At 28.9% G+C, this 16,666-nt stretch carries 13 protein-coding genes; all 13 read left to right on the forward strand.

The window, feature by feature from the left end; all coding sequences use genetic code 4:
- Window positions 1–2: 2 nt before the first annotated feature.
- The 13 genes from hinT to metG all read left to right on the forward strand — a co-directional run bounded on the left by hinT (window position 3) and on the right by metG (window position 16,624).
- Complete coding sequence (hinT, locus tag ACWXVO_RS00745) at window positions 3–326, forward strand: histidine triad protein HinT (RefSeq protein ID WP_456001939.1); 324 nt, start codon at window positions 3–5, stop codon at window positions 324–326.
- 29 nt (window positions 327–355) lie between these two features.
- Window positions 356–1,822 (forward strand): lysine--tRNA ligase, encoded by a 1,467-nt coding sequence (lysS, locus tag ACWXVO_RS00750; RefSeq protein WP_456001942.1) that lies wholly within the window; start codon window positions 356–358, stop codon window positions 1,820–1,822.
- An 83-nt stretch (window positions 1,823–1,905) separates the two neighbouring features.
- Window positions 1,906–2,760: a DNA-binding protein WhiA gene (whiA, locus tag ACWXVO_RS00755; RefSeq protein ID WP_456001945.1), complete on the forward strand. Its 855-nt coding sequence runs from the start codon at window positions 1,906–1,908 to the stop codon at window positions 2,758–2,760.
- A 249-nt stretch (window positions 2,761–3,009) separates the two neighbouring features.
- Complete coding sequence (locus ACWXVO_RS00760; RefSeq protein WP_456001948.1) at window positions 3,010–5,133, forward strand: P68 family surface lipoprotein; 2,124 nt, start codon at window positions 3,010–3,012, stop codon at window positions 5,131–5,133.
- A 53-nt stretch (window positions 5,134–5,186) separates the two neighbouring features.
- Window positions 5,187–6,155, forward strand: a complete 969-nt coding sequence (locus ACWXVO_RS00765) for a thermonuclease family protein (protein WP_455966360.1) — start codon at window positions 5,187–5,189, stop codon at window positions 6,153–6,155.
- A complete protein-coding gene (locus tag ACWXVO_RS00770) occupies window positions 6,156–8,111 on the forward strand; it encodes an ATP-binding cassette domain-containing protein (RefSeq protein ID WP_456001951.1) in 1,956 nt (651 codons plus the stop codon).
- Window positions 8,111–9,121, forward strand: coding sequence for a carbohydrate ABC transporter permease (locus tag ACWXVO_RS00775; protein WP_438340336.1), 1,011 nt, complete (start codon window positions 8,111–8,113; stop codon window positions 9,119–9,121). The genes ACWXVO_RS00770 and ACWXVO_RS00775 overlap by 1 nt, the downstream gene beginning before the upstream one ends.
- On the forward strand, window positions 9,063–10,097 hold the full coding sequence (locus ACWXVO_RS00780) for a carbohydrate ABC transporter permease (protein ID WP_455993653.1): 1,035 nt from the start codon (window positions 9,063–9,065) through the stop codon (window positions 10,095–10,097). Before ACWXVO_RS00775 ends, ACWXVO_RS00780 begins: the two co-directional genes overlap by 59 nt.
- A gap of 3 nt (window positions 10,098–10,100) precedes the next feature.
- Window positions 10,101–10,292, forward strand: coding sequence for a hypothetical protein (locus ACWXVO_RS00785; RefSeq protein WP_438340334.1), 192 nt, complete (start codon window positions 10,101–10,103; stop codon window positions 10,290–10,292).
- A gap of 95 nt (window positions 10,293–10,387) precedes the next feature.
- Window positions 10,388–12,976: a preprotein translocase subunit SecA gene (gene secA / locus ACWXVO_RS00790; protein ID WP_456001954.1), complete on the forward strand. Its 2,589-nt coding sequence runs from the start codon at window positions 10,388–10,390 to the stop codon at window positions 12,974–12,976.
- 302 nt (window positions 12,977–13,278) lie between these two features.
- Window positions 13,279–14,064 carry a hypothetical protein gene (locus ACWXVO_RS00795; RefSeq protein ID WP_456001957.1) on the forward strand — a complete coding sequence of 262 codons (786 nt, stop codon included), beginning with the start codon at window positions 13,279–13,281 and terminating at the stop codon, window positions 14,062–14,064.
- A gap of 204 nt (window positions 14,065–14,268) precedes the next feature.
- Window positions 14,269–15,066, forward strand: coding sequence for a tRNA1(Val) (adenine(37)-N6)-methyltransferase (locus ACWXVO_RS00800; RefSeq protein WP_456001960.1), 798 nt, complete (start codon window positions 14,269–14,271; stop codon window positions 15,064–15,066).
- Window positions 15,059–16,624 carry a methionine--tRNA ligase gene (gene metG / locus ACWXVO_RS00805; protein WP_456001963.1) on the forward strand — a complete coding sequence of 522 codons (1,566 nt, stop codon included), beginning with the start codon at window positions 15,059–15,061 and terminating at the stop codon, window positions 16,622–16,624. The genes ACWXVO_RS00800 and metG overlap by 8 nt, the downstream gene beginning before the upstream one ends.
- Window positions 16,625–16,666 lie beyond the last annotated feature (42 nt).

Here is a 16,666-nt window from a genome sequence, read left to right on the forward strand (position 1 = left end):
TTATGGAAAAAGATACATTCCAGAGAATTATTGATAGAGAAATACCCGCAACAATTATTTATGAGGACGCTGATGTTATTGCTTTTCTAGATATTGATCCAGTAGAAAAAGGCCATTTCTTGGTTGTACCAAAAGAGTTTTCACAAAACTTATACGATATTGAAGAAGAAAACTTGGTTAAATTGGTCAAAAAAGCTAGAAAATTAGCTTTATTACAAACAGATAAGCTTAATGCTTCTGGTTTCAAATTAGTTATAAATAATAATGAAGCTGCTGGACAAGCAATTTTTAGAACACATATTCACATCATTCCTTATTACGATTAGGATATTATTTTGAAAGATTATATAAATTTATGGAAAGAAAATATTCAGAACAAGAACAAATAAGAAGAAACAAAATTTCAATCTTAGCGCAAAAAAATATTAGAGCATTTAATTCAACTATTAGACCAACAATTTCATCGCAAGAAATAATGAAATTGTATGAAAGCAAAACAAGAGAAGCAATTGATGCTGAAAATAAATTTGTTGTTTTTAATGGTAGGGTTGTCGCTCAACGTGGTCCTTTTTTAGTATTACAGGACCGCAATAGTAAAATGCAAATTTATATTGATAAAAAAATATTAGATGAATTTTCTCAAGAAGTTTTAAAACAATTAGATCTAGGTGACATTATTAGTGTTGAGGGATTTATCTCTAAAACCCATACCGAAGCATTAATGATCAAGGCCTCAAAACTTGTTTTATTAACAAAGTCATTAAAACCATTGCCTGATAAATACCATGGTTTAGTTGATGCAGAAGAAAGACGTAGACATCGTTATGTTGATACAATAGTTAATGAAGAATCAAAAAATACTTTTATCTTAAGAACCAAAATTATTAAAGGTGTACGTGAATTTTTTGATAATTTAGATTATCTCGAAGTTGACACTCCTGTATTGCAACCAATATTAGGTGGAGCTGCAGCTAGACCTTTTAAAACATTTTATAATGCTTTAAACCGTGAATTCTATTTAAGAATAGCCACAGAATTGCCATTAAAAAAATGTATTGTTGGTGGTCTGGAAAGAGTTTATGAAATTGGACGTATTTTCCGTAATGAAGGGGTTGATAGTACACACAATCCTGAATTTACCTCAATTGAATTTTATGAAGCATATTCAGATATGTGAGGAATGATGGAAAGAACGGAAGGCGTATTTAAACACTTAACCACAAAGTTAAATATTAAAAATGTTAAATTTAACGGCTATGAAATAGAATTTAAATACCCTTTTGCAAAGATTAATATGGTTGATGCCGTTTCGCAAAAAATAGGAATTAATGTCCGTAATTTAAGTGATGCTCAGGCCCTTGAATTAGCTAAACAACATGGAATCAAGACGCAAAAATATTATAAGTTAGGTCACGTTATTAATGAACTATTTGAGAAATATATCGAAGAAACATTAATACAACCTACATTTGTTTATGGCCATCCCATTGAGATTAGTCCCTTAGCATTTAAAGAATTAGATGATGACCGTTTTACTCAAAGAGCAGAATTATTTATTGGAACCAAAGAATTTGCTAATATGTTTACTGAGCTTTCAGATCCTATTGATCAGCTAGAAAGATTTGAGTCCCAACTTGAGGAAAGAGAAAATGGTAATGAAGAAGCAAACGAAATTGATTGAGATTTTGTTAACGCTTTAGAATATGGTCTTCCGCCAACAGGTGGCTGCGGAATTGGGATCGACCGTTTGGTAATGCTTCTAACTCAAAATGATTCAATTAGAGATATTCTCTTATTTCCACAATTAAAAGAAATAAAATAATTTTAAATAAAATATGTTCCACAATAAAGGACATATTTTATTTATTTAAAAATGTGTTAATATAATATAACTAAAATAAACTTATGGGAAATAAAACGTTTACTCAAACAATCAAAGAAGAAATTATAAATAGACCATTAAAAAAACAAGATAAATTAAACTTGTTAAGTGGTGTTTTTGCTACGTCAAAAATAGAAGAAAATGCTTTTAAATTAATCATTAATAATAAAATAATATTTGAATTTATTAAGCAGCTTTTAGTAGAACAATCAATTCCTTATTTTTTAGAGAGAAAAAATGAATTTGTTATTGAAATTGCAGATTTTTATAACGGAAAATTAAAATATGAACGTGAATATTTTTCTGGCATCTTTTTAGCATCTGGCTCAGTCTCAAATTTTGAGAGTTCTTCAAATCATCTTGAATTGAAGTTTTATAATTTTGATAATGCTCTACAATGTTTGACTATACTAAATAAATATAATCTTGAATTTAAATTATTAAAAAGAGAAAATAAATTTTTAATTTATTTAAAAAAAATTGAACATATTTGTGATTTTTTAAAAGCCATTGAAACGGTTAATTCATATTATCAACTTGAAGAATATAAAATTGAACGAGATTATTTTAATAATATAAATCGCATTACAAACTTTGATATATATAATCAACAACGAATTGCTAATGCTAATATCCAGTTTTTAGAAAACTATGATTTTGTGCAAAAAAATAACCTAACATTTCTTTTTACTAAGCAGGAATTAGCTTTCTTTAAAATTAAAAAAAATAATCTTGATAGTAGTCTATCTAACCTGGTGGAACTATTGGCTAGTAAAAAAATTTATAAGTCAAGATCATCATTAAATCATTCGTTAATAAAATTAAGAACATTTGTAAAGAAATATAGTTCAAAAAATGTTAAACTAGCTAAAACCTAGAAAAAATAATATATTTTAAAATTAATTTGCATAAGTTTCTTAGCAATTTAAATGCTATTTTTGGGTTTAAAATCGAATGAATTGATAAAAATCCGTCGCTTTTATTAAATTAATAAAATTTAAAAAGTAGTAAAATTTATATTGTGAATTACCCAAATCAAAACTCACATTTCACAACTGAACAATAACGATTAGTTTTCTGATCGTTATTGTTTTTTGTTTTTAAGTAAAAAAATGAAAGGATAAATAATGAAAAAAAGTAATAAAATTTTATTCTCATTAAGTGGTTTATCACTTTTTGCAGTCCCTATGTTTTTGGCATCATGTGGTCCTTCACATTCTAGTGCTAGATATGACCAAGTTTATGATGGCAAATTAAAAATTGCTACTGGTTTTTCTGAAAATAATGTTCAAGGTATTGGATTAAAAACTATTGTTAGTGAATTTAACAAATGATTAAAATCTGGTTCAGCTGAAGAACAAGCTAAAAAGACTGAAAAAGGTTATTTACCTGTTGAAATCGTTTTTACACCAAATGGTTATTCAACAAATGCCTTAGAAACTAAATTAAGTGCAAAAGAAACAAAAGAATTTTGAAATATAATGATTAACTACCCAACTGCTGCATCTATATTGGCAAAGTTGGACATGAATTTGGCCTTACCAAATGATGTTTATGAAAATTTGAATATTGCCGAAGCATTTAAGCATGTTAATGATGAAATTGGTGGTAATCTAGAATCAAAAGAAAAATGAGTAGTGCCATTTTCAAGATCTTCTGAAATGCAATCAGTTAATAAAGTTCTTTTAGGTAAATTATTAAAAGAATTAAAAGATGCTGGTGTAAAAATGGGCGAAGATGCTTCAACCAAAAAAGTTAAAGAATACATTGATTATTACAAAAAAACATCGCAGAGTGATGCTCGATACGTAGACACTGAGTGAGCAAAGAGCAAAGCTACTGATATGGAAGCTGCTAAAAAAAGTATCTTAGAACTAAATTTAACACTTGATGACTCTATTTTTCAAGAATATGATAAGTTAATTAATTTTGCTATTGCTGCCAAAAAATTATATCCAAGTGATTTAAATAAACCTATTTTAGGCATTGACTCATTAGCATCAGTTGTTAATGTTATGAATGTTGCTATTACTAAGGGTAATGTAAGTGAACAATATATTAATCCTTCATCAGGTCATGATCTTACTGGTGGGTATGATTATGAATCGTTTAAACAAAATGGCACATTCCAAAATGAATTATTTAAAAAAATAACAAAAACTATTTTTGATGGTATTAAATCTGGAGCAGTTTGAATTGGTGGTGGTGGAGCTTATGGTTCAAGCTTATTAACTAAACATAATATGGCAATAAGCATTGGTTCAACAGCCGGATACTCACATACATATATAAATGGTGATACAGAAACAATAAATTATATTAAGGATCAAAAAAATAAAGTTGAAAAATTATATGAACTTGTAAATAAAAACGATAAAGATGGCAATGATGTTGTATTAAAATTCAAATCAGGAAAACACATAAATAATATCTATGCAAATAATTTATCACAAGGTACTACTGTTGACCAATATGATAAACAATTAGCATCTAAAGAAGTCGGGGCAAAATTAGTTGATGAATTTAATAAAAATAATAATTATCGCTTATTAGCCGGAAGTGTTGAAAACAATAACCTAGTTTTATCAAGTACACTAAAAATTGCACTTAGTGCTGATGAAATAAAGAGAGTAGTTTCATTAGGTCCAACATTTGTTAATGATGGAAATTCATATGTATTAGTTGATAAGAGTTTAATTTCACAATTAGTATTTACCGCTGATAAATTATTGAATTTTAAAGATGCTGATTGAATTAGTACTCCATTGGTTAAAGATGCTTCTAAAGATAAAAAATCAGTATTTATTCAAGGGCCTTCACTTGTTTTGATTCATGCTAATGAAAAAGAAGATAAGGCAACCCAATTATTTGTACAATGATTGTTTAAGGAAAAAATAGCATCAATAAGTTTTACAAATAAAGGTAGAACTACTGAATACAAAGATGTTAAGCCAATTGATGCATTTAATTACTTTGGTAGCTATATTTCGCCAACTGCAGATTACATTAATCAAGATGTAAATAAAATTAAAGGTTTAAATAGAGCATCAAAAATTGCATTTGAAAACTTCAAAAAAATCCAAACAAATAGCAATGAATATCAACCAGCAGAAGACGTTTATTCAACATCTTCTGATAAACTAAGAGAATCAATTGGTTCCGCTGGTAGAGCTATTGTTAACAAGGTTTTAAATAAAAAACCAGTTAAATTTGAAGATTTTATTAATGAAATTCTTAAATTATTTGCATAATATCAAAATAAAAAAATACAAAATTTTTGTGTTTTTTTAACAAAAGGGAAGAAATGAAAAAAATAAAATTATTTTTATTAGCACCAATTTTTACCTTTCCACTATTGTCCGTTTCTTGTCAAAATGAAAAAACAAAAGAATACTATGATAATTTAAAATTAAATGCTACTTTTTTATTTGAACCTAGCAATTATCACAGTGTTGGGAAAACATTAGATAATGTTATTGAAACTGAAATTATTGATGATGTGGAAAAAGGGACAACTAAAAAAATCGCTTTATCATTATGAGAAAACTTTGGGGCTGTTGAGGGGCAAGTAACTCAAGTATTTGATGGTGATACTATCGAAGTTACAATCAAAAAAAATCTGACCTCAAAAACAACCTTTGAGAATGGACAAAAAATTAAGATTAGAATTCCATTAATTGATACTTTAGAGCAAAATACTAAGGGTACAACAGAGCGTGAAAGAAAATTATCAAATCTTGATAGTGCTTATGTTGAGAATATTCTTCAAGGTAAAAATGTAAGACTAGTATCTGATAATTGGTCTAATAATTCATATAGTAGATACGTTGCGTATGTATTCTTTGGCGATTCATTTGAAAAAAACTTTAGTATTGAAATGTTGGCTAATGGTTGGACATTACCAAGAATTGACGCTTTAGATTTTAAAACATTTGTTAATGATTATGAAAAAACCGAAAAGAGCGCAGTATTGTCTTATTTATTACCTTATGCTGCAAGGGCTTTTAATGACGGATATTTCAACAATAAAGGATTTTATGCTAAAGAAGGTGTTAATATTTCTGTCGGCGGTCAAGACCTTAACCTTAAATTTAAATTGCCAGTTGATTTGTCAAAAGAATATCAAGCTCATGGCTCTGATTTGATTAATGATGCATATCAATTTATGTATCCATTTAATATTGAGAAAAAAAATAAACAAAAATTTGTTAATCCACAAAATAATATTTTTGAATTTTTAGGAACTAAACAATCAAAGAAAGAAGTAAAATAAATGAAAAAGGAAAATAAAAAAATAACGCAAAGCCATATTCACGGTTTTTCTCAAGAACGTTATCAGGCTAAAAAATTAGTTCCTGCGATCGAAGTCAAGGATTTAGTCATTGACTTTGGTGAATCACTAGCTGTTGATAATGCTTCTTTTGCGATTGAAAAAGGAGAGTTAGTTACATTGCTAGGCCCTTCAGGTTCAGGTAAAACTACTACTCTGAATGCCATTTCTGGCTTGTTGCGTCCTACAAGTGGAAAGTTATTTTTCTCTGGTGTAGATGTTACAAAGTTTTCACCTCAACAAAGAGAATTGGGGTTAGTGTTCCAAAATTACGCTTTATACCCTCATATGACTGTTTATGATAACATAGCATTTCCACTATTGAATGATAAACACTGAAAAGAAGAAATTATTGAAAAATCAAAATTAGCTCAACAAAAAATATTTGAACTAATATTTAAGTTCTATGGTGTTTCTGAAGAACTTATTTCTGAAACAAGAACAAAACTATACCACACTATTGATAATCCGCGCGAAACAAGAAATTATTTAACTGAGTTAAAAACACAATATAACAATATTATTGATAATGAAGTAAATAACTATAATTTCATTGTTACTAAAAAAACGGCTATCTTATCTAATTTAACTAAAAAAGTTTTAAAAGATATTAAAGATGTTAGGGAAGAAACAAATAAGTTACTTAATGACTTAGAAATTGAACGCGCTGCAAGAATAAGTGAAATTAAAGAACAAATTGAAATTATGATGGTTAGAGATAAGTCAGGGTGTGGTGATTTATTTGAAAAGCAAAAGAGTATTATAGTTGAATTTTCTAATAAAAGAAAAGAAATTAAACAACATCTTAAAGAAAAGATTAAGAATCTTAAAAATGAGTATGTTAAAAGATATAATGAAAGTAGACTTGAATATACTCAAAAGGTCAATGAAGCAAAACAAATTTTGAGAGAAAAAATTGTTGTTCAAAAGATCGATTCTATCGGAATGCAAATTAAGCAAATTAAGGAACGTTTAAAACATACGAAGATTGAGACGGAAACAGTATACAAAGAAGCTATTCGTTCTTTAATTATTCCAATTTTAGAAAGCAATAATATAAAAACAAGAAATTTAAAGAAGTCATTAAATGAATTAATTGCTTTATTGCCAGATGATTTACAAAAAGAAATTAGAATTTTAGGCAAAGATGTTTTAACAATAGAAGAAGCAATTATTAGAGATGTTTTAGATGTTGCTCAAAGAGTTGAAATTACTAAAAATTTACGTAAGAGACCAACGCAGTTATCAGGGGGGCAACAACAACGTGTTGCTATTGCTAGAGCTATTGTTAAGAAACCAAAGATTCTTCTATTGGATGAACCATTATCAAACCTTGATGCTAAGCTACGTGTTTCTACAAGAAAATGGATACGTTCTATTCAACAAGAACTTGGAATTACAACAGTCTTTGTTACCCACGATCAAGAAGAAGCTATGTCTATTAGTGACAAAATTATTTGCATGTCTACTGCCAAAGTTCAACAAATTGGCGCTCCAATGGAACTTTATTTAACGCCTAAAAATGAATTTGTTGCTAAATTCCTTGGTGTTCCTGAAATGACTATTTTTGAAACACCAATTAAAGATGGATATGTATATTACGAAGGACAAAAATTAATTAAAGCCCCTGAAAATTACAAAAAAGCAACTATTGACTTAGGATTTCGCGGTGAATCGTTGGTTGAAGACGAAAACGGAATTATTACTGGTGATATTAAATTAGTTGAATATCTAGGAAAAGAAATCCAAGCCCAAATTTATATAAAATCAATTGATAAGATTGCTAATGTTTTCCTTTCGGCTAAAACAAAATATGAAATTGGTGAAAACGTTAGATTAAGTATTAAAAGAAAAGAATTGTACCATTTGTTTGATGTTGATACAAAGGAAAGAGTTTAATGAACACTTACTTTTGAAAAAAATATCGTATCAAAAAGACAGGGGAAGCTCTAAGTATATTAAATACTAAGACACCATTTTGAAAACCATTTTTATTGATGTTGCCTTCCTTAATTGCCTTGGCGTTTATGATTATTATTCCATTTATTCTTGTTATTATTGTATCATTCCGTGCCCCAACATCATTTAGAGGATTCGGATGATCAATAGCAAATTATTATCAAACAAAAGGAAAAGCAGGGGTTTTTAATGATCCTAAATTTGATGTAGCAGTTGTTAATTCATTGCTATATGCTGTTGTAGCTCTACCAATAGGGCTTTCAATATCAATATTAATAAGTTCTGCTATTACAACAGTAATTAGAAGATATGCACGTAGTTTTTGACAAACTGTTTTCTTCTTACCATACATGACTGGTGCTGTAGCTGTTTCGCTAACATTCTCAGCTATTTTTGGTAAAACAAGTGAAGGTGCTATCTTTCCACTGTTGTATGGTTCAGGTAATAGATGAAATCCCTTTATAGTGATCTTGATCCGTGGGATTTGAGGAGGATTGGCCTTTCAAGTGTTAATTCTAACCACATCAATGTTATCAGTTAATCCTGACTTATATAAATCGTCAGCAATTGATGGCGCAAGTAGTGGGTCTCAATTCTTTAAAATTACCCTACCTTCAATTCAAAAAACAATTTCATTCTTATTTACGATAGGAATTATTAATGGTATTAAGGTCTTTCCGTTGGCCTTATATAATAACGATGCCTCAGCTTCTATTACAGAAAATGGTAGTACGTTATTGCTTTACATTTTTCAAGCAACAAAATCTGGAGAATTCGGAAGAACCGCTGCTGCTTCAGTGTTCTTATTTATACTAGGTACCTTAGTTTCATTTACATTGAAGAAATCAGTATCATCAATTTTTAAACTAAAAACTAAATTGGGAGAAAGAAATGTTATCAACAAGCTTAAAGCTGAGATACAAAAGAGAAAAATCAGCTTTAAAATCTAAACAAGAATTAATGTCCAAGCCTTATTCAACAACAAATGTATGAGGCAAAATATTCTCTTGATCATTTAAAATTGCTATATTAACATTCTTTAGTTTCTTAGTTGTTCTTCCGTTTTACTTTATGATTGAGCAATCGCTTGTTGACCCAAGATTTTATGGCCAACCAGGTTCAAAGATTGCTTGATGACCATTTGATTATGAAAAATTCTTGTCAAATGGTAAAGAGTTTGGTGGCAATTTGGGAACTAGTTTTTACTTTAGTAATTTCCTACAATCACTACAGGAAGGTTATCTACAAGCACTAGTATTTACAGCTGGATTTACAGCTTTATCTGTTGTTGTCAGATTATTCTTTGCAACTACACTTGGTTATGCATTATCTCTTAGAAATTGAAGAGGAAAAAATGCATTTTTCGGAATGCTATTATCATTGTTAGTTATTCCTGAAATTACTTTATTGTCTTTACAATATACGTTAGTTTCTAAAGCCGGTTGAATCGGTACTAAAAATCCATTAATTATTATTTCAATGGTTGTCCCATTTGCTACATCAATTTTTAATGCATATATGTATAAAAACGCTTTTGAAGCTATTCCAAATTCAGTTAAGGAATCATCAATGCTTGACGGGGCAAGTGGAATTAAGTACTTCTTTAATGTAGCTTTGCCTATGGTTAAAGCCACAACATGAACAGTTATTATTTTGACTGCTCTTGCTTCATGGAATTCATATACATGACCTGCATTATTGTGAGATGCAGCACCTGGTAAAACTGCTGGTTATTATGCACCAATTAACTTATGATTATTTACAACCGGTAGAGTTGAAGTAGATGGTGGCGAAGCACAAATAATTTTATCGGTAAGAATGGCTGCTACAATTTTAGCTATTTTGCCTATGATGATTGTGTACTTTGTTTTAAGAAAGAGAATTATGGCTGCTATTTCTAGACAAGGAAATGCAACAAAAGGATAAACTATGGATTATAAAAATTACAGTATTATAAATGATCAACAAAAAACAAAAAAAGTTGGAAAAAGAGTTTTGAGTTTTGTAGGAATTTTAACAGTTGTTGTTGCTGGTTTAGTTATACTAGGATTCATAATCTATGGTTTAATTGTTGGTGTAACTAATATATTCACTCAAGACACATTAAGATTATTGAGTTAAAATAGAATATACAAAATCTAATTAAAACAGATCTTTATAATAGGTCTGTTTTAATTTGTCTATTTTTTGCTAAATTTAATATAAAATATTAAATTATGAAATTTTTTAAATTCAAATCAACTGAAATGCGTATTGCAGAGCAAACATTAAAAAAAATTAATCAATTAGAAGAAAGTATTGCCAAATTAAGTGATGAGGAACTGAAAAATAAAACAATTGAATTTCGCGAAAGAATTAGGTTAGGCGAGAGTCAGGACGATATTAGACCTGAAGTTTTTGCTGTTTCACGTGAAGCAACAAAAAGAATTTTAGGCAAAAGACCTTATGATGTGCAAATGATAGGTGGTATTATTCTTGACTTAGGTTCTGTTGCAGAAATGAAAACAGGTGAGGGAAAAACTATTACATCTATCGCCCCCGTTTATTTAAATGCTATTGGCGGCAATAGTGTTATTGTTTCAACAGTTAATGAGTATTTAGCAGAACGTGATGCTGAGGAAATGGGGCAAGTTTTTAAATTTCTCGGTTTAAGTGTTGGTATTAATAAAGCACAAATGCATACTAATTTAAAAAGAGAAGCTTATGCATGTGATGTTGTTTATTCGGTTCATTCAGAATTAGGTTTTGACTATCTAAGAGATAATATGGTTATGTCAAAAGAAGAAAAAGTTCAAAGAGGACTTGATTATATTTTATTGGATGAGGTTGATTCTATTCTAATTGATGAAGCTAAAACACCATTGATTATATCCGGTGGTGATCATGAAGAAAGTACAATGTATACTATTGCAGATTTATTTGTAAGAACATTGAACCAAAATGATTACTTTATTGACGAAGAAACAAAATCTGTTTATCTTACTGATGAAGGAATTGAAAAAGCAAATAAATATTTTAATTTAAGAAATCTATATGATCTTGAAAATTCGGAGCTTGTTCATAGAATTCAAAATTCATTAAGAGCTCATAAAGTTATGAAGCTTGACGTTGAATATATTGTTAGAAATGATAAGATCGAACTCGTAGATTCGTTTACTGGTCGTATTATGGAAGGGCGCGCCTATTCCGAAGGTTTGCAGCAAGCAATTCAAGCGAAGGAAAGAGTTGAGATTGAATCAGAAACAAAGACACTTGCTACTATTACATATCAAAATTTCTTTAGATTATTTAAAAAAATTAGTGGTATGACTGGTACTGCCAAAACAGAAGAAAAAGAATTTATTGATATCTATAATATGCGTGTTAATGTTGTTCCAACAAATAAACCAGTTATTAGAAAAGATGAAAAAGATGAAATTTATGTTGATATGCATTCTAAATGAATGGCCGTTGTTAAAGAAGTAAAAAGAGCCTTTCAACGTAAACAACCTATTTTAATTGGAACAGCACAAGTTGAAGATTCTGAGGTTCTGCATGAATATTTGTTGCAAGAAGGCATACCACATACTGTTTTAAACGCAAAACAGGATGCTAGCGAAGCTGAAATTATTTCAAAGGCTGGCCAAGCAAGTGCTGTAACTATTGCTACTAATATGGCAGGACGTGGAACGGATATTAAGCCAACAAAAGAAGCTATTGAACATGGCGGTTTATACGTTCTAGGAACAGAAAAAGCCGAATCACGTCGTATTGATAATCAACTTAAGGGTCGTTCTGGCCGTCAAGGGGATATAGGTTATACTAAATTCTTTTTATCGTTAGATGACCAATTAATTTTGAGATTTTCTGTTCAAGATAGATGAAAGGAAATATTTAAGGAATATGGTTCAAATCCTATTCCTGGTGAATTAATTCGTTCAGCATTTTTAAAAGCGCAAAAGAAAATTGAGGGTTTTAACTATGATAGTCGTAAAAGTGTTTTAAATTTTGACGACGTTATTAGACAACAACGTGACCTAATATACGAACAACGCGACTTAATTTTGGAACGAGACGATTTGGGTTCAATTATATACAAGATGTTTAATGTGGCCGTTAAGCAAATTGTTAATAATCCTTATTTTGTTAAGAAAAATGACACAATGGATTTTGATAATTTTGCCGAATATCTAAATCGTAATTTTATGCTATTAACTCAGCATCAATTTGAACCAGGTGAAATTATAAAAATGGATCGTGAAGAGTTAAAAAATTATATAACAAATATCTGAAAAAAAGAATATGACCGTTTAAGACAAAACATAATTGAAAAATATGGTTTAACTTCATTAGTGAAATCAGAAAGAAATATTATCCTAAATGTTTTTGATTCAGGATGGCAAGACCATATTAATGTTATGGACAAATTGCGTCGTAGCACTCATTTAGTTCAGTATGCTCAAAAAAACCCATATCAAATTTACACTAAATTAGGTTCAAAAAAATTTAAGGAACTTACTGATAGAATAGCAATGGAATGTAGTATTAACTTATTGAATAACTATGAGGCATTGCCTTCCTCAAATAGCCAAATTGATTTTCCTTGATTGGCAAATAATATTAATCCAAACAATATTCAAGAAAGCATTAATGCTGCAAATGAATTTATTAACTTTTTACTTGAATCAGAAAGAAAACGGCTAGTTTCTGAAGGAAAAAGTGCAGAAGAAATAGTTGAAATTCTTAATAATCAAAAGAATGAAGTTTTGCGCGAATTTAAACTAAAATTAGAGGGTTTTGATTCCACAACAAAAAAAACAAATTAAATTAATTTGTTCAAAAATATGGCTGTTTTGCCATTTTTTTATTTCTTAGTTTAATGATTGAATAGCGAATTAAATAAAACAAATTTATGTTAGTGATATTTTTGCAGTAAATATGTTTTTTATTAGATCAAGGACGTAAATTAGAATAATGTTAAGTAGTAAAAAGTGCCTTCATAAATGCCTTGGTTTTGTCTAAATTTTGGTCATAATTAGAGCATTAATCGCGAAATTTTGCCAAAACAAAAAAAAAAAAAAATACTATAAAATATGCTTTATAAACTCGATTAAACATAAGGAGAAAAATGAAAAAAAGCAAATTACTTTTTCTAGGATTTTTACCTGTTTTGGCAACACCAGTTATAGCTCTATCATGTGCAAATCCTGCTAAACCAGAAGAACCAAAAAAACCAATTGAACCAAAGAAGCCAGAAAAACCAGCTGAACCAAAGAAACCAGAAACTCCAAATGAAGATAAAAATCAACAGTTTGGCGATAATATTAAAATTGTTTATGAAGATTTAAAGAAACATCATTCAAAAAAAGTCCTTACAGATTTAATAAGACAAAATAAACCAATTAAGGATCTATTAATTAAAAATGCAATTAAACTAGACTCAGTTGATTCAATCAATACTAACAATAATCTTATAAATAATATAAAAAATGAAGCACCAAAAATTGAAATTGATTTTGGTGACCCAACTAATGAAGAAATTAAGAATGTAATTGAAAACTTCTATTACAAGAATTTATATAAAGAATACAACAAAACTAAGGATGATGGCAATCATGGATTTGATTTTCCATTAGATGATGCATTTTATGGTGATTTAGATATTTTTTCAAAAAATAATGAAAAAGAACATAATGAACCATGGTATGAAGATGATGAACCTGGTATAGCAAAACCAATGCAATCCTTACCAAAAGCGCAATCTAAACAAGAACAAAAAAGTGATTCTAAACCGAAAGTTCAAGATTTAAGCGGGCCATCAAAATGAGATAATCTTTATGATCTTTTCTCAGGCGGAATTAAGGGTAAAGGTCCGATTATTGATATATATGGCATCCCCGGTGAAAAAAAATAGAAATTCAAACTAAAAACCAGGTTCATTCTGGTTTTTAGTTTGCTTAAGGAAAATATTCATTTTTTTTGGTAACTAGTTTGTTGTTATTTATCATTATGTATAAGGCGTTTATAAATTATGAGGTTTTAAACATTTTATTAAAACGAAAAGATTAATCTAACTTAATGCAGTATCAAAAAAAATATTAATTTATAATTAGTTATTATGAAAAAAATCGGTGTTTTTAAAAATAACTTAGGATATGGTAATGACCTCTTTGTTTATCAAGATAAGGAGATGTTTAATTATTCTGTTGATACAATTTTATTAGGTAATTTCGTTTCAATTAATCGCAATGTATCTAATATGCTCGAGGTTGGTACGAATAATGGAGCCTTATCAATCTTTATGGCTGCCAGATCCAAAAAAATAAAAATTGACGCAGTTGAAATTCAACCTAAAGCAGTTTTGTTGGCTAAGCAAAATGTATGTTTAAATAATTTGGAAGACCAAATAAAAATTTTTGAAGCTGATTTTAAAGAATATGCAAAAGATTATGCTTTTAAATGTGGGAATAATCTTGCTAAGAAATACTCTTCAATTGTTGCTAACCCGCCCTACTACAATGAAAACTATAATCAAGTTAGAAAAACTGGTACATATGCGCAAAAACTGGCTACACATGAAATTAATTTAGATTTAGAAACACTTATTTCTTTATCTTCTAAAATAATTGAGCAAAAAGGTTATTTTAGTGTTGTGCTTCCAATTGCTAGATATATTGATTTAATATCATTATTGCGCAAATATAATTTTGAACCAAAAAGAGTGCAACTAGTTTTCACTAGAATCAATTCTCAACCTAAATTTTGTTTAGTTGAATCACGATTTAACTCGGGTTGAGGCACGTATTTTGAACCAAATATTTATCTTCATAATGATGATAAAAACGACCATTCATATCGCCTAGAAACGCAAAAACTTTATATCCCAATGAAACAAAAAGGAGAAAAACATGCATAATTCAAAAAAAACATTTTATATAACTACTCCAATATATTATCCTAGTGGAAATTTACATATTGGTCATGTCTTAACAACGACACTGGCATGAGTTTTTGCAAATTATAAAAAAACTCAAGGATATGAAACTTTATTTGTGACCGGTATTGATGAACATGGTCAAAAAATTCAAAAAAAAGCTGAGGAATATAATTTGTCCCCTCAAGAATATGTTGATATTCAATCTCGGAAATTTATTGATTTATGAGATTTATTGAAAATTAACTATGATTTCTACAGTCGTACTACAAGTAAACAACATGAACAAGCAATTATTAAAATTTTCGAAAAAATGTACGAAAAGGGATTTATTTTTAAAGATAAGTATGTAGGTCTTTACTCGGTTAGCGATGAAGAATTTTTTACTAAAACACAAGCTATCTATAAAGACGGAAGATATTACCACCCGACATCAGGTCATGAGCTTCAAGAAATTAAAGAAGAAAGCTATTTCTTTGATATGAAAAAGTTGGAACCTTGAATAAATGAATTTTTTGATATAAATTCTAACTTTTTAACTAATAAAAATATTGCCAAGGAGCTAAAGAGTAATTTTCTTTCCAAAGGAATTGAAGATCTATCAATTACTCGGGTTTCCTTTGATTGGGGAATCAATGTACCTAAACAAAAAAATAATGATGAAAAGCAACATGTTATTTATGTTTGATTAGATGCATTATTCAGCTATTTAACTGCTTTGGGATATGAAACAAATAACGATGATAATTATCATAAATTTTGGCGTAATGGTAATGAACGTGTTCACGTTTTAGCGAAGGAAATTTCGCGTTTTCACTCAATTTACTGACCAATATTTTTAAAATCACTTGATATCAATCTACCGACAAAAGAAGTTGTTCATTCATGAATTATTACTCCCGAGGGTAAAATGTCAAAATCAAAAGGAAACATTGTGGAACCAATTCCCTTAATTAACAAATACGGAGCTGAGGAAATTAAATATTTCTTTTGTTCGCAGGTTAATATCGATAATGACTTTTCTTTTAGTGAAGAACTTTTAATTAACGTGCTAAATGCTGATTTGGCAAATAATTTTGGTAATCTTGTTAATCGTACTATCAAAATGGTTAATCAAAACTTTGTAAACGGCACATACTTTGATAAGAATAATTTGCTTGAAATCGATCAAAAAATATTAGACTCATTAAGTGTTTATTATGAGGAATATAAGAAGGAATTTGATCAATTTCATGCTGATAAGGCAATTAAAAATGCTATTAATTTGTCTTCGAAATTAAATGAATATATAGATTTAACAAAACCATGATTGTTGAAGGAAGATTTAGATAGACTTAATTGCGTTTTAAATACCTTGCTTAACGGGATTTATAGCATAGCCTTAATGTTATCTGTTGTCATGCCTCAAAAGATGAAAAAAATATTTAGTTTTATTAAGATAGATTTGATTAATTACGAACAAATAACTAATTTTGCCAAATTTGATAATTTGTACCCTGAGGCTAACGAAATCTTATTTGCAAGAGTTATTAAGAAATAAGACCATTTTTCATTTATAATATAATTGAAATTATGGAATATC

This window comes from Mycoplasma sp. 1890, assembly GCF_053851615.1.